Below are 18,607 nucleotides of genomic sequence, written 5' to 3'. Positions count from 1 at the left end.
ACCCAGGACCCAGGACCCAGGACCCAGGGTCCTGGGTCCTGGGTCCTGGGTCCTGGGTCCTGGGTCCTGGGTCCTGGGTCCTGCAAAAGCGTTTGCTCTTAGCTGATCGAAGTCAAGGCTCTTCGCTTTTCTTCTTTAGCTCTTCCCGCTTCTCCTAGGGCCCGCTCTTCCCAGTGCCCGCCTTTACGGCCTATAAACCTTCACGTTATCGAAGCCGTTCTCTTTCAGGTATAGCGCCTGAAGGCGGCTCATTACGCCACGGTCGCAGTACAGCAGGTACGTTTTGTCCTGCGGCAGGTCACCGAACTGGGTCGCCAGCTTGTAGAACGGAAGGTGCTTCACATCGACGTTGTCGATTTCAAGCGGGTTCTCGTCTTCTTCGTCTGGGCTGCGGATATCGAGAACGACAGCATCGGTTTCGATCTGATCTACCAGTTCGATTTCCGGTGCTTGTTCCTGGCTCTCTTTTTCGATGTCACGGATATCAATCACACGCGCCTCGGTTACCACTCGCTCAAGTACAGTGAAATCGAACTTCGCTTCCTCGGTTTCCAGCTTCTCTTTGACCGCTTTCACCGTTGGGCTCTTGGAGATCACACCACAGAACTCAGGCATGGTCTTGGCAAAATCTTCAGTGCCGATCTCACGCGCAACATCAATGATGTCTTCCTTGTCCCAGTTGATCAGTGGGCGCAGGATAAGCGTGTCGGTCACGTTGTCGATATGACGAAGGTTGGTCAGTGTCTGGCTCGAGACCTGGCCCAAGGCTTCACCAGTAACCAGTGCTTCGATACCAAAGCGCTCGGCAACCATGCCAGCGGCACGCATGAACATACGTTTTAGCACCACGCCCATCTGGCCGTCATCAACCTTTTCAAGGATCTCGCCGACAACCGGTTCGAAGTCGATGGCAATAAATTTCACCTTAGCGGATGAACCGTACTTCTTCCACAGGAAGTGAGATACTTGCTTCACGCCAATTTCGTGCGCAGGACCACCTAGGTTAAAGAAACAGTAGTGAACCTTACTACCGCGTTTAATATGCAGGTAGCTAGATACACCCGAGTCGAAACCACCGGAGATCAGGCTCAATACATCTTCCTGAGTACCCAGAGGGAAACCACCCAAGCCTTTATGACGGGCAAGGATCTGGTTTAGCTTGTCGTTCTGAACTTCAACACGCACAGTCACATCAGGGTTCTTCAGTTTCACTGACGCAGACTCAATCGCTTGGTTCAAGCCACCACCAACGTAGCGCTCAAGCTCGATCGAGGTAAAGTCATGCTTACCGGTACGCTTGGCGCGTACACAGAACGTTTTGCCATCTAGGCTGTTGCCTACATGGGCCAGTGTCTGCTCGTAGATATCGTGCAGATCGGTAAAGTCCGTTTGCTTAACTTCCAATGAGTGGTGAATACCCGGAGTCTGGGTCAAGACAGCCAGCACTTCATCACGCAGGCTCTCGTCTTTTGGCACCACTTCAATGTGGCTGCGGCGGTTGTATACCGCAATAGAATCAGACAGACGCTGAAGAATAATGCGAATGTTACATTCTAAGATTCTGGTAAAACGCTTACGTACGGATTCACTCTTTACGAAAATCTCAGGATGGGGTTTAACGATAAATTTCATAACACGCTTCGCTACACTGGGCCAAACAATACCAAAAAGGATCAAAGGCGCGGATTATACAGCAAGCAGGCTGTTGCTGAAACAAGGATATATAGTCAAGCTACTTAAATATAGTGTAGGCATATTTTCATTTAGCGTTAGTCAGTTGCTTATCAACCCAAAAACAAAGGCCGCCTCCTGTTAGGGAGACGGCCTGTAAATAACGCTAAATTTTGCTTACTCAGCACTGTGGCTGGATATTTCTTCGCTGTAATGTGGCTCACCTTGCATGATAGAAATTTCTACCCGCCGGTTGGCTTTGCGCTCGTCTGGAGTGCGGTTGCCATTTAGCGGCTGGGTATCCGCCAGGCCAACCACTCTAAGCCTCTGATGGTCGAAACCCTCAACCTGCTCCATTTCCTGGGCAACGGATACCGCCCGCTGTGCTGAAAGGTCCCAGTTGGAACGGTAAAGTTCAGAGTCCAACTTCTGATTATCGGTATGGCCACTGACCCTGATAACACCAGGGACGTCCTTCACTAAGTCGGCAACCTGACGGATCAATGGGCGAAACTTAGGCTGCAAGAACGCCGAGCCTTCAGGGAAGGCGCCTTTTTCCTTGATACGGATCACCACCTGTTGGCCAAGGTTTTCGACCTCAATCGCCCCTTCTTCCATTTCCCGGTTCAACGCCTTCTTGAGCACCTCAAGCAGTTGCTCTTGGGCTTCCGACATTTCCGATTCATTATTTTGGTTCTGCTGGGTGGCGATTTCAGCACTCTGGCCACCAGTTAGTTTACCCGCATCACGCTTGGTGCCCCCCGCACGGTCAGAGTCACCTTCGTGGAAATCCAGGGTTCGCTGGGTCATGTCGATGGTTTGCTGCATGATCACCTCAATCGGTGTTGGCTCCGGGCGGCCAGGACGAAACTCCTGGGCAATCACACTGGTCCCTTTGGGGATGTCTTTGACCTCCAGCATGTTCTGCACCCCGAAGGCAAACTTCATCGAGCCTGCAATCTGTTTGAACTTGAGCACGTCCATCTCAGAGAATGACAGCAGCAGAACAAAGAAGCACATCAGCAGCGACATCAAATCGGCAAAGGTACCCATCCACTGCGGCAGGCCGGGAGGGGGGCATTTATGTTCTTCTTCCATCACCCCTCCTTAATCGTCAACGTTGATGGTACGTTTTTTCTCGTTGAGGTAGTTCTTCAGGTAACTGTCGATCACCCTTGGGTTCTGGCCATCTTGAATGGCTAATACACCATCGAGGATCAGGCGGCGATTGAGTTTTTCCTCGTCTTTACGCAAGCCCAACTTTGCAGCAATAGGTAACATCACCATGTTAGCTAAGATGGCACCGTAAAGAGTCGTAAGAAGGGCAACGGCCATCGCAGGTCCGATTGATTTCGGGTCGTCCATATTCGATAGCATGGCAACCAGACCGATCAGGGTACCAATCATCCCCATCGCAGGGGCAACATCGCCGAGTGCCTTGAAGATACTAATCCCCTGCTCATGGCGCTCATTGGTCAACGCAATGTCTTTTTGCAATGTTGCACGCACCACATCGGCGTCGTGGCCGTCCACCAGCAAATCCACGCCCTTACGTAGGAAAGTGTTGTCCACTTCCATTTCTTCAAGCGCAAGGAAACCGCCTTTACGTGCGGCATCAGCCATTTCAACAATCTTGGCAATCAAGTCTTCAGGGTTGTCGTTCTTAAACATGAATGCCTTGACGGCAATCTTGGTCGCTCCGAGAAACTGCCCGACGCTGTATTGCATCAGAGCAACAAACAAGGAGCCACACAAAACAATCAGGATAGACTGGGTGTCAACGAACATGCCAAAACTGCCACCTAGCACCATCGCCATGATGACAAAAGCAAATGCCCCAATTAATCCTATAAGGGTCGCCAAATCCACTTGGTAGTCTCCAGTTCGTTGCACTCGTAAATCAAAATCGAACGAGCATTGTATCTAGCCCCCAGTGACCTTTCAAAGCCACAATGCCAAAAGGGCTGCATTCGTTCATTATTCACGCTTTGGGTGACTGCCATATGAAGCAATCACCATCAACGTGGTTAACTGCAACTAGTTATCGGCACATTGCTGCTTAGGTTTAGTCTTATACCTATAAAAAATGAAAATTACTGTCTGTGACACAGATTACTGTGAGATAATTTGACCCAGATTACGCTCTACGCTATTTTTCGAGCACTTATATAAGAAACGACATCACTATGGCAGCCAAGAAACCTGAAAACATGGCCTTTGAAGCCGCACTGGATGAACTAGACTCAATCGTCAATGAATTGGAATCCGGTGACATTGCGCTAGAAGATGCGCTGAAAAAATTTGAACGCGGTATTGCTCTTGCCCGCACTAGCCAGCAGAAGCTAACTCAAGCCGAACAACGTGTTGAGATCCTACTGCAAGCAGATGACGAAGCACCTCTGACCAAATTTGATGCAAATAATGAATAACACGCCATCTCTGTCGCAATCACTTCAGTTTTACCAAGCACGTAGCAACCAGCAACTCGGCCAGTGGATTGACGCCCAGCCTTTTGCGGATTTGCCTCTTATTAAAGCAATGAAGCACGGCACCCTACTCGGTGGCAAGCGAGCCCGTCCGTTTTTGACCTACGTGACCGGTGAAATGCTCGGCGCCGATGTGGCCGACCTCGATACACCGGCTGCGGCCGTAGAGTGCATCCATGCCTATTCGCTGATCCACGATGATCTGCCTGCTATGGATGACGATGATCTGCGTCGCGGTCAGCCAACCTGTCATATTGCGTTTGATGAAGCGACGGCTATCCTTGCAGGTGATGCATTGCAGACGCTGGCATTTGATATTCTGGCTTCAGGCAAGCTAAGTGCTGATGGCGAAACCAACCGTGTGGCAATGATCAGCGAATTGGCCAAAGCCTCAGGTGCTAGCGGAATGTGCATGGGACAAGCGCTTGATCTAGATGCAGAAGGCAAACATGTCGGTCTTGAGCAACTGGAAACTATCCATCGCCACAAAACCGGGGCCCTGATCCGCTGCGCGGTTCGTCTAGGCGCGATGGCTGCAGGCGAAAAAGGCCTAGCCGTTTTGCCCCAACTCAATGCCTATGCCGATGCAATTGGTTTGGCGTTTCAAGTCCAAGACGATATTCTTGACGTAATAAGTGATACTGAAACCTTGGGCAAACCACAAGGTTCAGATATCGAGCTGGAAAAAAGTACCTATCCTGCTCTTCTCGGGTTGGATGGCGCCAAGGCAAAAGCTCAACAACTGTACCAACAGGCACTACACGCATTGAGTGCAATACCTTACAATACAGAACAATTAGAAGTTTTTGCCCGATACGTCATCGAGCGCAATAACTAAAAACAGCAAAGCGCCGTGAATGTTATGACACTGGATATTTCGAAATACCCTCATCTGGCGTTGGCCAACACACCAGATGAGTTACGCCTGCTGCCTGCAGAAAGCCTGCCGGCGGTGTGCGACGAGCTACGTACCTACCTACTGAACTCCGTCAGCCAGAGCAGCGGCCATTTTGCCTCTGGATTAGGCGCTGTCGAGTTAACCGTTGCTCTGCATTATGTTTACAACACCCCGTTTGATCATCTGATCTGGGATGTCGGCCACCAAGCCTACCCGCATAAGATCCTCACGGGCCGCCGTGATCAGATGCCGACTATCCGCCAAAAAGGTGGGGTACATCCATTCCCTTGGCGTGAAGAAAGCGAATACGACGTACTGTCTGTCGGTCACTCATCGACCTCGATCAGTGCGGGGCTAGGGATGGCTATCGCAGCAGAAAAAGAAGACATGGGCCGCAAGGTCGTCAGTGTCATCGGTGACGGCGCGATCACCGCAGGTATGGCTTTCGAAGCAATGAACCACGCAGGTGGTGTGCATTCGGATATGCTGGTGATCCTCAACGACAACGAAATGTCTATTTCGGAAAACGTCGGCGCGCTGAATAACCACCTTGCTCGCCTGCTATCAGGCAACCTGTATACCACTATCCGTGAAGGTGGTAAGAAGGTCCTCTCTGGTGCGCCACCCATCAAAGAATTGGTCAAGCGTGCCGAAGAACACCTCAAGGGCATGGTTGTACCTGGCACCATGTTTGAAGAGTTGGGCTTTAACTACATCGGCCCAATTGACGGCCATGATGTTGAAGAGTTGGTCAAAACCCTCAAGAACATGCGTAACCTCAAAGGGCCGCAGTTCCTGCACATCATGACCAAAAAAGGCAAGGGCTATGCCCCAGCCGAGGCAGATCCGATCAACTACCACGCGGTACCAAAATTTGATCTGACCCAAAACCCAATTCCAAAAGCGAAAAGCCAACCGACGTTTTCCAATGTCTTTGGCGATTGGCTTTGTGACATGGCAGAGCAAGATGAGAAGCTGATGGCGATCACGCCTGCCATGCGCGAAGGCTCGGGTATGGTACGTTTTTCTAAAGAGTACTCGTCACAGTACTTCGATGTGGCGATTGCTGAGCAGCATGCCGTAACACTGGCAACGGGTATGGCCATTGGTGGCTACCATCCGGTTGTTGCGATTTACTCGACCTTCTTACAGCGCGGCTACGACCAGCTTATCCACGATATCGCTATTATGGATCTGCCTGTCATGTTTGCCATCGACCGTGGTGGCCTTGTCGGCGCTGACGGCCAGACTCACCAAGGTGCCTTCGACATGAGTTTCATGCGTTGTATCCCGAATATGGTGATCATGGCGCCAAGTGACGAAAATGAATGTCGCCAGATGCTCTACACCGGACACATGCACCAAGGTCCAAGTGCAGTGCGCTACCCCCGCGGTAGCGGAACGGGTATTGTGCCAGAGCGTGAGATGACAGCATTGCCAATAGGGAAAGGCATCGTTCGCCGTGAAGGTGAAAAGGTGGCTATCCTGAACTTCGGTACCATGATGGGCTATGCACTGGAAGCGGCCGAAAACCTCAACGCTACCGTGGCTGACATGCGCTTTGTCAAACCACTTGATGAAGCGCTGATCCTTGAGTTAGCTGCTAGCCATGATGTACTGGTAACGGTAGAAGAGAACGCTATTGCGGGCGGTGCAGGCAGCGGTGTCAATGAGTTCCTGATGAAACAGAAGGTGCTCAAGCCTGTGCTGAACATCGGCCTGCCAGATCGCTTTGTCGAGCAAGGTACCCAAGCTGAGCTTCACGCTATGCTGGAAATAGATGGCCCGGGTATCGAAAAACAGATCCGCGCTTATATCGACTAAGCCATTACAAAGCAAAGTTCAGCAGTATCCTAATTAACGCCCCAAGTAACCTCTGTTGCTTGGGGCGTTTTCTATTGGGTGCTTTCTACTGGGTGCTCTCTACTGGGTACTCTCTACTAGGAATTGTCTATTGCTCTTTGGCCTTCTGGGTCATAACCCTTCGCAATATTACTCCCTGATACCCAGCAAGTGTCACTGTGTTGACTTGCGGCCCTAAACTACCATCAAATTTCACTTGCTGGTAGAGCCCATCGAGGCTCACTTCGATTGGCTTGATATCAAAGAAAGCGGGATTGTTACGATCCCTTGTCCCGCGGTAAAGCGCCAAGCCTTTGCTATAGCGGCGAGCAATGATGCCCTGTTCAGGAAAATCTCCAAACCAACCACTTCGTTGCAACCAATACCAGCCTGAGGGCTCAAGGGGAATCCCATCAATGGCTGTATCCGCCGAATCGGCCTCTTTTCCTTTGTTATCAAACACTACCCGCTCGACATCACCCGGTGCAGGCTCGGGGGTACCGAGATCGATCGCCAGCATCTCAGTGGGTTGGTAGGCCATATTTTTGGCAATACCCGGCTGTGCCCAATTATCAGTATCGGTATGGCCGCTGCCGTACCGGTAACTCTGGTTCCAACTGTGGTAATAGGTTTGACCGGGGATATTGAATAGATAATACAGTGCCAAGCCTGTTTCGATATCCGTCTGCCAAGCTGAAAGGCTCGATGGTGACAACTGGCTTCGCCCCCCTTTGGTCGAGGCCATGATCAGGCTCTTGTCCTGTTGGGATGCTAGGGCGAAGTTATCCCAATACCGCTGAAGCCGATTTAGCCCGATAGCTGGCGTGAGGTAATGTTCGCGTAGCCAAACATCTATCACCTCCCGCAGTTCTGGTGGCCATGGTGCATAATGCCAAAGATTGAGCTCGGAGATATTTGCAGCTAGCCACTGGGTACCTGTCAGCGATTTCACCTGCTGGAGAAAGCCTGCAAGCTGCAACGCATACTCATATTCTGCCTGCTCACTTCCGGCTACATACGGCAACTCGTCAATTTTACCGCCTGACAGCACCTTAAATTGGTTACTCCCAAGCAGTTTAGCCATGTCATCATTGTATGCTCCCGCAAGCCCCTGCTGCTGCCAGTCTTGCTGGTACCACTGGGCATGGAGTTTATTGATTGCGCCATCGAGAAAATTGACCCGATACCAGCAAGTCCCGGGCCACAGGTAACCCGCAGGTATGAGCCTTGCCTGATGGCGGAAGCGTGCCGATGCCTTGCTGTTGGCACGTGAAGCGAACTCGCTCTCATTAATGTAGCCATCGTTATTCTTGTCATTAGCTGGATCCCAACCCGGAATTGCTAACGCCAGTTGCTCTTCACTGCGGGTCATTTCAAGCCATGGGTCAATTGCCAAACTCTCAACCCGAGAAGCTTGCGCCCAAGATAACTCAAGCATCCATACTCTTAGCCCTGAGGCCAAGCCAGGCTCACCACTGTTGAGTTCCCGTCCTTCAAAACGAGGGAAGGCACTCGGCCAGGGCTGTTCAAGCGAAAACTGGCCAAGCTGGGAATCGGTGCTCGTTTTATCATGCCAGCTAACTGCCAGAGGCTGCCAGAGCCCAACGGCCCCTGCTCCATCGGCAGCATGACGGGATATCTCGGGGATGGCGCTAGCATTAAGCTCAAAAGAGTCAAACGGGTATGATGAGATCAATATCAGCTGGTCATCTGCTTGCAACTCTATCGGTAGCCTTGCTGTCGAATATTGATTATTACGGACAAGGAGCAAATGATAAGGTTGTCCATCCAGCAAATGATCCAACCCGCTACTCGGTTTATCCACCAGAAGCTGGGTGTCTTCTGCAAAATGCAGATAAGCGTCTTCGATATCAACACCTGACCGAAACGCCTGCTGGCTCAGCCATGCCTCTTGCTTGCCCGGGCGGCAATCGAACTTGTGGGCATACATGTAGCCCATCGCATTCATCGACTGGTTCATTGCCCTATCTTGCATACTGCCAAAAACTACATCAGCATGCTGGTTCTCCCAAAGCTTAAGTTGTTTTGCAGATGCAGGCTTACCGTCGATCACGGTATCTTGCCAGCTGCCCGGCAGCACCCAAGCTGTTCCAGTTGAAGGATAAACTTGAGCCAAACCGTCCGGCAACAGCAATAAAAGCCCTCCCAACCAAACCACTGTCCTTAGCATATTCACCTGAACCTCCCTTTCCCTAACCTCTAGCACCTAGCCTCTTAAATCTTAGCCCATTGAATTAGAAATAAAAAAAGCCGCGCTATTGCGCGGCTTCAACATCGTTCGGTTTATTCAAGCTTGTTTACCAACCCAGCCAGTGGCCTAGTCCCCACAGGGCAATCATTGCCATAAAGCCCGCCAGAATATCATCAACCATGATACCCAGACCGCCGTGGACATGCTTATCCAGCCAGCTGATAGGCCATGGCTTGACCATATCGAAGAAACGGAACAGGACAAAACCAGCCAACACCCATTGCCAGCTCACTACCGGGGCAATTGCCATAGTGATCCAAAAGCCGACAAACTCATCCCAGACAATACTACCGTGGTCATGCACGCCCATATCGTCAGAAGTTTTCTGGCAGATGGTGATACCAATCAAAGCGGCAACCAAGGTGATCAGTAGGTAAACCGTAAATGGCAGCTGCGCCATCAACAAGTACAGCGGGATCGCGGCTACAGTGCCCATGGTGCCCGGTATGATAGGTGACAGGCCGCTACCGAAGCCGGTCGCCAAGAAATGCCATGGATTTTTCAGGTTAATCTTATCTTTCGGGTTTGCCACAATTTACTCCGCAAAATGATCATATCCGTGCAGCTGCCAGTTCAGCGGCTGGCTTTTACGTACCAAGGTAATACCTTGCCCCGGACGCAGTTGGCCGACACAAGTCGCCTTTACACCACTATGCACCAAGGCGGTTTCCACTGCGCCCCTATTCTGTTCCGGAACAGTAAAGCACAGTTCATATTCTTCGCCACTGGCCAATGCTAGCTGCAACGCTTTATCCCGCTCAGGCTCAAAGGCTTCCAGCTCTGGCGAAAGAGGTAGTTTATCAACGTCAATTTCTGCTGCCACCCTAGAACGTTTCAGAATATGTCCAAGATCGCTGATCAGGCCATCGGAAATATCCAATGCCGCCGAAGCAATCCCTCGCAGGGCCTGCCCTGCCAGTATACGCGGCTCTGCCTTGTGGTGGCGCTCAAGCAAAGTTGCTTCAAGCTCAGAGGAGTCTACCTTTTTCTGGCCGAGCAACAACGCCAGACCTGCCGCACTATCGCCTAGATTGCCGGTGACATAAATCCAGTCACCTGAATTAGCCCCACTGCGGGTTAGAGCCTGACCATGCGGCACGAAACCATGTACTGTCAGCGTAATGCTAAGCGGGCCTTTGGTGGTATCTCCCCCTACAAGCTGGACATTGTAGTACTCCGCAAGAGCAAAGAACCCCTCGCAGAAACCTGCCAGCCAGGCTTCATCGGGCTCAGGCATTGTCAAAGCAAGCGACACCCAGGCCGGTGTGGCGCCCATTGCCGCTAGATCGCTGAGGTTTGATGCCAATGCCTTGTGGGCGACCCAAGCAGGATCGGCCTCGGCCAAGAAATGGGTACCTGCCACCAGCGAATCAGTACTGACGGCCAATTGGCTCCCTTCCGGTACCTCCAGCAAGGCGCAATCGTCACCGATTGCCAAAGGTACATCTTTTCGTTTCACAGCCTGGTGTTCGAAGTACCGGGCTATCAGATCAAATTCGTTTGCCATATTCTTCTTTTGATAGACAGAAAAAAGGCCAGCATTGCTGGCCTTTTACAATCGTATTGTGATTACTTCTTACGAAGTGATGGCGCTGCCTTGTCCAGCACACCATTCACAAACTTGTGGCTGTCTTCTGCACCGAAGGCTTTCGCCAGTTCGATTGCTTCGTTGATCACCACTTTGAATGGTACGTCATCACGCTTCATCATCTCGTACATTGCAAGACGAAGTAGCGCCAGTTCCATCTGGTCTAGATCCTGAAGTGGACGCGACAGGTATGGACGCATTTTGCTATCCAGTTCCTGATGGTTCAGAACAACACCAGTTAGTAGGTCACGGAAGTAAGCTACATCGGTATGTGGTGCTGCTAGCGCCGGGGCTTCAGCCTGGTGCTCTTCTTCTTCAAAGTTGTCGCCAGAAAGGAAATGTTGCTCGATATCTGCAACGTTACCTTTAGTAATTTGCCAAGAATAGATTGCTTGTACAGCAAACTGACGTGCGTTACGACGTGCGGCTGGTTTCACACTAACCCCCATTAGGATTCAATTTGGGACAGGACATTAACCATTTCAAGCGCGCTTAGTGCAGCCTCTGCCCCTTTATTACCAGCCTTGGTACCGGCACGCTCAATGGCTTGTTCGATAGAATCTACAGTCAGAACACCGAATGCTACTGGAGTGTTGTACTCTAGAGCAATTTGAGCCAGACCTTTGTTACACTCACCGGCAACATAATCAAAATGTGGCGTACCGCCACGGATCACAGAGCCAAGCGCAACAATAGCATCATAACGATCGCTCTTAGCAACCTGCTGAGCAACAAGTGGTAGCTCGTATGCACCTGGGCAACGAACAACAGTGATGTTGTCATCACTAACTTGACCCTGACGTTTCAGAGCGTCTAGCGCGCCTTCTAGTAGGCTTTCGTTGATAAAGCTGTTGAAGCGTGCAATTACGATAGCAACTTTTGCGTTTGGTGCCGCGATGGCGCCTTCAATTACCTTCATGGGCCTTCCTGTGACTATGTCTTTTCCGGTATGAGAAACCGCGGGAGTCTATCACACTTTATGCGTTATACCAATTGGCATATTCAAGCGCTTTCCCGCCTCATACCGGCAATGTTTGGGATTTATTTGATAGAAATATGTTTCGAACAAAAGCGGGCACTGGCCTGCTTGGATTATTCGCAAATGTATTCAACCGCTTCGAGGCCAAAGCCCGACAGCGAATGGTAGCGTTGAGTACTTGATGACAGCAGGCGCATCTTAGAAACACCAAGATCTGACAAGATCTGAGAACCAACACCCACCTGGCGCGACTGATCTTTCGGGTTCAGTTTCACACCCGGCTTGCCTTCTTCCTGCGCGGCCATGTTCTGGACCTTGGTAATGATAGATTCCTGGCTTTCTGCCTTGCTCAGTACCACCAATACCCCGCCTTCATCGGCAATACGTTTCATCGCTGATGGCAGTGTCCACTGGGTCGCACCCGAGTGGAGAATATCTTTAAAGGTATCTTGCAGGTGAACACGAACTAAAGTCGGCTCGCCGTCAACAACGTCGCCTTTTTTCAGTGCGTAATGAACCTGGTTGTCGATGGTGTCACGGTAAGTGATCATCTCAAAATCACCGAACTCAGTTGGCAGGTTGCACTGCGCAACACGTTCAATAGTGGTTTCGTTGTTGTTGCGGTACTCAATCAGATCCGCAACCGTGCCAAGCTTCAGGCCGTGCTGCTCGGCGAATACCTCAAGATCTGGACGGCGCGCCATGGTGCCGTCTTCATTTAGGATCTCGACAATAACGCTCGATGGCTCAAGGCCAGCTAGGCGCGCGACATCGCAACCGGCTTCAGTGTGACCGGCACGGGCAAGAACACCGCCCTCTTGGGCCATCAATGGGAAAATATGGCCAGGCATCACGATATCAGCAGGCGAAGCACCCGGTGCTACCGCCGCCTGTACCGTCACAGCGCGGTCTGATGCAGAAATACCCGTAGTCACACCTTCTGCCGCTTCAATCGACACGGTGAAGTTGGTGCTGAACTGCTCGGTGTTATCCTGCACCATCAGTGGCAGCTTAAGCTGCTGGCAGCGAGACTTGGTCAAAGTCAGGCAGATCAGGCCACGGCCATGACGAGCCATAAAGTTAATTGCTTCAGGGGTGATTTTTTCCGATGCAATGATCAGATCGCCTTCATTTTCACGGTCTTCGTCATCCATCAGGATAACCATTTTACCTAGGCGGATATCTTCGATGATTTCCTTTGCACTGCTTAGAGCCATATCGATACCTTAATTTTTGTTAATCTTCTGTCTGTTTATCGAAGGAACCCGCTGCGAGCCAGCAAATCCATAGAAACTTCTGATTTCGGCTCAGCCGCCTTCTCGCCCATCATCAAACGTTCGAGGTAGCGGGCAATCACGTCGACTTCCAGGTTGATTTTACGGCCAGCGGTAAATGCTTCCATCGTGGTTTCAGAAGCCGTGTGTGGCACGATGGTCAGTTTGAACTCATCGCCACGGATCGCATTGACCGTCAAGCTGATGCCATCAACAGCTACCGAGCCTTTTTCCGAAATGTACTTCGCCAAATGTGCCGGCGCCTTCAGCCAAAACTCAATCGCACGGCCGGTATGGGAACGCTCAATCACTTCCGCCACATCATCGACATGGCCAGAGACCATATGACCACCGAAACGGGTGGTAGGCAGCATGGCTTTCTCAAGGTTCACCTTCTGTCCCGCACGGTAATTGACAAATGCGGTACGCTTTAGGGTTTCCAGAGACAAGTCAGCCACATAACCAGAACCTGTTAGTTCTACTACGGTCAAACACACGCCATTGGTTGCAATACTGTCACCCAATTTTACATCGGATAGGTCCAGCTTGCCGGAGTCCACCGTCACAGAAATGTCTTTGCCTTTTGGGGTCAGTGCAGTAATTGTACCCACGGCTTCAATAATGCCAGTAAACATGTCAAACCTTATTCTTTGTCTGCATTGAGTAAATCAGCCCGGATGTGATTATTGATACGGGAAGTGATCCGAATATCATCGCCCACCATCCGTACATCCGAGATGCTCAGTTCGGGAACCTGTGTCATCGACACCAGTCCATTTAGATCCATCAGTCCGCGGCTGTCGCTGCCCATCAATTTGGGGGCTTGATACAAGATCAACTCATCGACCAAACCTGCTTGCAACAAGCCACCGGCCAGGCCGGCTCCAGCTTCCACCCAGATATGGTTGATATTGCGCTTTGCCAACTCAACCATAAGCGCATGAAGATCAACCCCTTCGCCCTCAGGGATAACCAGTTGCTCAACATCCTGCGGCCATGTCTGCATGTCAGCTTGTTTTTTTGCCAGAATAGTGTTGCCCGGCAGGCTGACTAAACGGTGCTCTAGGGTGACTCGGTTTTTACTGTCAATCACCACCCTCACAGGTTGACGCAAGTCAGCTTCAGGGTAGCCCTGCTGTACTTCGTCACCCAGTTCCTGCCAGCGAACGTTCAACGAAGGGTCGTCAGCCAACACCGTTGCACTGGTCGACAAAATAGCCCCGGCCTTGGCGCGGTAACGTTGAACATCGGCCCTGGCAGCAGGGCCAGTGATCCACTTGCTTTCGCCGTTAGCCAACGCGGTTCGGCCGTCAAGGCTTGCCGCCAGCTTGAGTTGGACATACGGAAGCCCGGTCTTCATCACTTTGATAAAGCCAGGGTTCAACGCCTCAGCATCTTGTTCGAGCAAGCCGGTTTGGACTTCAATGCCAGCTTGCTTGAGCATAGCAATACCACGCCCAGCAACCTTCGGGTTGGGATCAACCATAGCGCAAACCACACGCTTCACACCGGCTTTGACCAGTGCTTCGGCACAAGGCGGAGTTCGGCCGTAATGAGAGCAAGGCTCCAGCGTAACGTACGCCGTTGCGCCTTTCGCCTTATCCGCAGACGCGCGAAGTGCAAAGACTTCGGCGTGGGGTTCACCGGCACGGTAATGATAGCCTTCTCCGACAATTTCATCGTCGTGGGCGATCACACAGCCGACATTGGGGTTTGGAGTGGTAGTGAACTGACCGTTCTTCGCCAATTTGATTGCGCGTAGCATCATGGCGTGGTCGATAGATGAGAACATGAGACTTCAGTATCGGTTAGAAAGCCGGCGCATCACGTCCGGCATCAATTATTTCTCTAGTTTAGCGATTTCTTCACCAAACTCACGGATGTCTTCAAAACTGCGGTAAACAGAAGCAAAACGGATATAAGCCACTTTATCCAGCTCTTTCAATGCTTCCATGACCAAATTACCAATCATTTCCGATGGCACTTCTCGCTCACCGGTCGCACGCAAGCGCGACTTGATGGTATTGATCGCACGTTCGATATCATCAGCACTGACAGGACGCTTCTCCAGCGCACGCTGGATCCCACCACGCAGTTTGTCTTCATTGAACGGGTCACGGTTACCATTAGTTTTGATCACCCGTGGCATCACCAACTCAGCGGTTTCAAACGTTGTATAACGTTCGCTACAGGCTAAACACTGGCGACGGCGACGAACCTGATGGCCATCAGCCACCAGACGGGAATCTATTACTTTGGTGTCATTGGCACCACAAAAAGGACAATGCATCTTGCCTCCTCAACTTCGTCGCACCAGTGTAACTCATTTCATTAACGGTGGGAGACTATTACCATAAAAATTCTGCTGAAAATGGCGCTAAAACGCCATAAAAAAAGGGCCCGCAAGCTGCAGGCCCTTTTTTGTTCCAAAACTGTCACCCAGAAGGGGCAGTGCTTATGCGTAAACCGGTAGACGCTTACAGATTTCTAGCACCTTAACCTTGGTCGCTTCAATCACTTCAGGATTGTCGATGTTGTCCATGACATCACACATCCAGTTAGCAAGCTGCTTAGCATCTTCCACCGTAAAACCACGACGGGTAATTGCAGGTGTACCGACACGGATACCTGAAGTCACAAACGGGCTGCGTGGGTCATTTGGCACACTGTTCTTGTTAACAGTGATGTTCGCCGCACCCAGTGCTGCATCCGCTTCTTTACCTGTGATGCCTTTGTCGATCAGATCAACCAGGAACAGGTGGTTTTCTGTGCTGCCAGATACGATCTTGTAACCGCGCTCTAGGAACTCACCGACCATTGCTTTGGCATTCTCAACCACGCGAGCCTGGTAGTCTTTGAACTCTGGCTCCATCGCTTCTTTGAATGCAACCGCTTTAGCAGCAATAACATGCATTAGAGGGCCACCCTGACCACCCGGGAATACCGCTGAGTTCAGTTTCTTGTAAAGATCTTCGCCACCGTTTGAAAGCACCAAGCCACCGCGTGGGCCAGCAAGCGTTTTGTGCGTTGTGGTTGTTACCACGTGGGCGTGCGGAACTGGGTTCGGGTAAACACCCGCAGCAATCAGACCAGCAACGTGCGCCATATCAACGAAGAAGTACGCGCCGACTTTATCTGCGATTTCACGCATGCGCTTCCAATCAACAATCTGAGAGTAAGCAGAGAAACCACCGATGATCATTTTAGGCTTGTGCTCAAGCGCCAGCGCCTCAACTTCGGCGTAATCAATCTGGCCGGCTTCATCAATACCGTAAGGGATGATGTTGTATAGCTTGCCCGAGAAGTTTACTGGAGAGCCGTGAGTCAAGTGGCCACCATGTGCCAGGCTCATACCCAGAACAGTATCGCCAGCATTGAGCAGTGCCATGTACACAGCGTTGTTGGCTTGAGAGCCCGAGTGAGGCTGAACATTAGCGTACTCGGCACCAAATAGCTCACACGCACGGTCGATAGCCAGTTGCTCGGCTTTATCTACGTACTCACAACCGCCGTAGTAACGCTTACCTGGGTAGCCTTCGGCATACTTGTTGGTTAGCTGGGAGCCCTGAGCTTCCATCACGCGTGGGCTGGTGTAGTTTTCAGAAGCAATCAACTCGATGTGCTCTTCCTGACGCGCCGTTTCTTCCTGAATCGCTGCAAATAGTTCAGCATCGTAATCGGCAATATTCATGTCGCGCTTTAGCATCTGTATCTCCTGACTCAGATTGTTTTAGTCCTTTTTGTCTCTGGTAAGCCAGTGAATGGCCGTGCCGACAAAGAGGCGGTAAACACACAAAATTGGCAAAAAACGGAAAATCCGCAAAGCTAGGCGCCACGTGGACGCAAACGTTTTCGTCTCGCCTGTAGATAACGCAGTATTTTACAGAATTTGATCTAAATCAGATACCCCTAATGTGACTTTTTATTGGTATTTATTTCATTTTTGGTATGAATTGTTTTCAAGTTGTTCACTCCCTCGTCATGGGTAACCAAAACTAAAATACCCACATTACAAGTAATGATTGAAATTAATTTTTTACGACAGCGTAATATAATTTGTACACCGACCAATAGACAGATTTCACACCGACTATCACGCTTGTCACCAATGCCCTATATCATGGCGCCTCTATACATAAGGAGTGTTGTCTTGAGCGGTTATCATCATTCACTGAAAGAAAATATCATTGCCATTCTTACCGGTACTTTCATCGTTGCCCAAGGGGTTTTCTTTCTTCAGCAAGCTGATCTTCTCACCGGTGGTACTACCGGCCTGGCCTTGCTTGTCAGCCAGTTTGTCGATCTGTCTTTTGGCCAGCTGTACTTTATGATGAACTGCCCGTTCTACCTGATGGCCTGGTTCCGTATGGGTAAGAGCTTTGCGATCACCAGTGTGATTTCCGGCGGTTTGGTATCTATCATTACCGACAACCTCCACCATGTGCTGGAAATCAGCCGCCTCGAGCCGCTTTACTGCGCGCTAATCGGTGGCCTGCTGATGGGACTGGGTATGCTGATCCTATTCCGCCACAAAACTAGCCTCGGTGGTTTCAACGTATTGGTGCTATTCCTACAGGAGAAAATGGGCTGGTCGGCGGGCAAACTGCAGATGGGTATTGATATCACCATCCTAGTGGCATCTTTCTTCCTAGTTAGCCCGATGGTCTTGCTGTTCTCGGTCATCGGCGCTTTCATGCTGAACCTAGTATTGGCTATGAACCACAAACCGGGCCGCTACAGCGGTGAGCTAAAACCACAGGCAGGATAAGAGTAGTTCTAGATCCTGGTTCCTAGATCCTAGTTTTGACGCATAAAAAAGAGGTCGCATCCTGCGACCTCTTTTTTTTTTGTGTCTAATTCCCGTTGGTGTTGCAGTGCTTAGTGGTTATAAGCAGTAAGCATCCACATCAACTTTTCTTGCTCACGGATGTAATCACCCATGATAGCCGCAGTACCCTCATCATCAGCGTCACCGGCAAGGGACAAAATGCTGCGCTGCATACCTAGCACGGTTTGGAACCCCTGTTGCAAGCCAGCGACACACTCATCACCGCTATGGGCGTTAAGGTGCTCTTTGATTTCACTCACTTCAAGGTATTCACTAAAGCTGTGTGAAGGCGTTGCGCCTAGCGTCAATACACGCTCGGCTAGCTCATCGATTTTGACCTGCAGATCGGTATAAATTTCTTCGAATTTCACATGCAGCTCAAAGAATTCTTTGCCTTTGATGTTCCAGTGGTAACCACGTGTGTTCATGTACAGCACCTGGTAGTTTGCCAGCAGTTTATTCAATTCAACCGCTAGCTCTTCAGACTTCACGCTATCTAGGCCAATCATATTTTGTGTCGACATAATCTCTTCCCCCTTGGTTTTCCTCAATAATACGGGCTCGGTTGGCCTAGCTCCATTCGTATTGGTTTATACATTCAATAAGCAAAACCTATTGATGGGGTGCTGGGTGCTGGGTGCTGGGTGCTGGGTGCTGGGTGCTGGGTGCTGGGTTGATATGACCCCCGTAAAGTAGACACGGGGGTTAGTTTCCAAGTTCGTACATCATGGGACTCAGTCCACCATTAGTCCCATGCCTTCTGACTATA

The 18,607-nt window shown here is 50.7% G+C and carries 18 protein-coding genes; 4 read left to right on the top strand and 14 right to left on the bottom strand.

The window, feature by feature from the left end:
* Nucleotides 1-183: 183 nt before the first annotated feature.
* From thiI to pomA, 3 genes are all read right to left on the bottom strand, one after another.
* Nucleotides 184-1,632: a tRNA uracil 4-sulfurtransferase ThiI gene (thiI, locus tag C9J01_RS28690; RefSeq protein ID WP_107301473.1), complete on the bottom strand. Its 1,449-nt coding sequence runs from the start codon at nt 1,630-1,632 to the stop codon at nt 184-186.
* Nucleotides 1,633-1,848: 216 nt separating this feature from the next.
* Nucleotides 1,849-2,769, bottom strand: a complete 921-nt coding sequence (locus C9J01_RS28685) for a flagellar motor protein MotB (RefSeq protein WP_201797882.1) — start codon at nt 2,767-2,769, stop codon at nt 1,849-1,851.
* Between the two features lie 9 nt (nt 2,770-2,778).
* Nucleotides 2,779-3,540 carry a flagellar motor protein PomA gene (pomA, locus tag C9J01_RS28680; RefSeq protein WP_107301471.1) on the bottom strand — a complete coding sequence of 254 codons (762 nt, stop codon included), beginning with the start codon at nt 3,538-3,540 and terminating at the stop codon, nt 2,779-2,781.
* Nucleotides 3,541-3,857: 317 nt separating this feature from the next.
* Between pomA and xseB the strand changes: the two genes are divergently transcribed.
* The 3 genes from xseB to dxs are packed head-to-tail and all read left to right on the top strand — an operon-like array spanning nt 3,858 to nt 6,879.
* Complete coding sequence (gene xseB, locus C9J01_RS28675; RefSeq protein WP_039460575.1) at nt 3,858-4,100, top strand: exodeoxyribonuclease VII small subunit; 243 nt, start codon at nt 3,858-3,860, stop codon at nt 4,098-4,100.
* A complete protein-coding gene (gene ispA / locus C9J01_RS28670) occupies nt 4,093-4,995 on the top strand; it encodes a (2E,6E)-farnesyl diphosphate synthase (RefSeq protein ID WP_107301470.1) in 903 nt (300 codons plus the stop codon). The genes xseB and ispA overlap by 8 nt, the downstream gene beginning before the upstream one ends.
* 24 nt (nt 4,996-5,019) lie before the next feature.
* The gene (dxs, locus tag C9J01_RS28665) at nt 5,020-6,879 is read left to right on the top strand and encodes a 1-deoxy-D-xylulose-5-phosphate synthase (RefSeq protein WP_107301469.1); all 1,860 of its coding nucleotides are present in this window, start codon (nt 5,020-5,022) and stop codon (nt 6,877-6,879) included.
* A gap of 127 nt (nt 6,880-7,006) precedes the next feature.
* Here the strand turns inward: dxs and C9J01_RS28660 are convergent, their stop codons facing one another.
* From C9J01_RS28660 to glyA, 10 genes are all read right to left on the bottom strand, one after another.
* Nucleotides 7,007-9,088, bottom strand: coding sequence for a hypothetical protein (locus C9J01_RS28660; RefSeq protein WP_107301468.1), 2,082 nt, complete (start codon nt 9,086-9,088; stop codon nt 7,007-7,009).
* A gap of 127 nt (nt 9,089-9,215) precedes the next feature.
* Entirely contained in the window at nt 9,216-9,701 is a 486-nt protein-coding gene (gene pgpA / locus C9J01_RS28655) for a phosphatidylglycerophosphatase A (protein WP_107301467.1), read from the bottom strand.
* Nucleotides 9,702-9,704: 3 nt separating this feature from the next.
* A complete protein-coding gene (gene thiL / locus C9J01_RS28650; protein WP_107301466.1) occupies nt 9,705-10,676 on the bottom strand; it encodes a thiamine-phosphate kinase in 972 nt (323 codons plus the stop codon).
* 62 nt (nt 10,677-10,738) lie between these two features.
* Complete coding sequence (gene nusB / locus C9J01_RS28645; RefSeq protein WP_107301465.1) at nt 10,739-11,206, bottom strand: transcription antitermination factor NusB; 468 nt, start codon at nt 11,204-11,206, stop codon at nt 10,739-10,741.
* Nucleotides 11,206-11,676: a 6,7-dimethyl-8-ribityllumazine synthase gene (gene ribH / locus C9J01_RS28640; protein ID WP_107301464.1), complete on the bottom strand. Its 471-nt coding sequence runs from the start codon at nt 11,674-11,676 to the stop codon at nt 11,206-11,208. The genes nusB and ribH overlap by 1 nt, the downstream gene beginning before the upstream one ends.
* A 173-nt stretch (nt 11,677-11,849) precedes the next feature.
* The gene (ribBA, locus tag C9J01_RS28635; RefSeq protein WP_107301463.1) at nt 11,850-12,953 is read right to left on the bottom strand and encodes a bifunctional 3,4-dihydroxy-2-butanone-4-phosphate synthase/GTP cyclohydrolase II; all 1,104 of its coding nucleotides are present in this window, start codon (nt 12,951-12,953) and stop codon (nt 11,850-11,852) included.
* Between the two features lie 35 nt (nt 12,954-12,988).
* On the bottom strand, nt 12,989-13,645 hold the full coding sequence (locus tag C9J01_RS28630; protein WP_107301462.1) for a riboflavin synthase: 657 nt from the start codon (nt 13,643-13,645) through the stop codon (nt 12,989-12,991).
* Between the two features lie 8 nt (nt 13,646-13,653).
* Nucleotides 13,654-14,802 (bottom strand): bifunctional diaminohydroxyphosphoribosylaminopyrimidine deaminase/5-amino-6-(5-phosphoribosylamino)uracil reductase RibD, encoded by a 1,149-nt coding sequence (gene ribD / locus C9J01_RS28625; protein WP_107301461.1) that lies wholly within the window; start codon nt 14,800-14,802, stop codon nt 13,654-13,656.
* Nucleotides 14,803-14,850: 48 nt separating this feature from the next.
* Nucleotides 14,851-15,300 carry a transcriptional regulator NrdR gene (gene nrdR, locus C9J01_RS28620; protein WP_039460556.1) on the bottom strand — a complete coding sequence of 150 codons (450 nt, stop codon included), beginning with the start codon at nt 15,298-15,300 and terminating at the stop codon, nt 14,851-14,853.
* Between the two features lie 165 nt (nt 15,301-15,465).
* Nucleotides 15,466-16,716, bottom strand: a complete 1,251-nt coding sequence (glyA, locus tag C9J01_RS28615) for a serine hydroxymethyltransferase (RefSeq protein WP_107301460.1) — start codon at nt 16,714-16,716, stop codon at nt 15,466-15,468.
* Between the two features lie 444 nt (nt 16,717-17,160).
* Between glyA and C9J01_RS28610 the strand changes: the two genes are divergently transcribed.
* The gene (locus C9J01_RS28610) at nt 17,161-17,778 is read left to right on the top strand and encodes a YitT family protein (RefSeq protein ID WP_419688009.1); all 618 of its coding nucleotides are present in this window, start codon (nt 17,161-17,163) and stop codon (nt 17,776-17,778) included.
* Between the two features lie 110 nt (nt 17,779-17,888).
* On the opposite strand, the gene C9J01_RS28605 is transcribed toward C9J01_RS28610, so the two are convergent.
* Nucleotides 17,889-18,362, bottom strand: a complete 474-nt coding sequence (locus C9J01_RS28605; RefSeq protein WP_107301458.1) for a Dps family protein — start codon at nt 18,360-18,362, stop codon at nt 17,889-17,891.
* Nucleotides 18,363-18,607 lie beyond the last annotated feature (245 nt).

It is taken from the genome of Photobacterium rosenbergii (assembly GCF_003026455.1).
In the GTDB taxonomy this organism is placed as follows: domain Bacteria; phylum Pseudomonadota; class Gammaproteobacteria; order Enterobacterales; family Vibrionaceae; genus Photobacterium; species Photobacterium rosenbergii.
The sequence above is the reverse complement of the archived record's forward strand: the minus strand, read 5'-3'. Positions and strand labels throughout refer to the sequence as shown.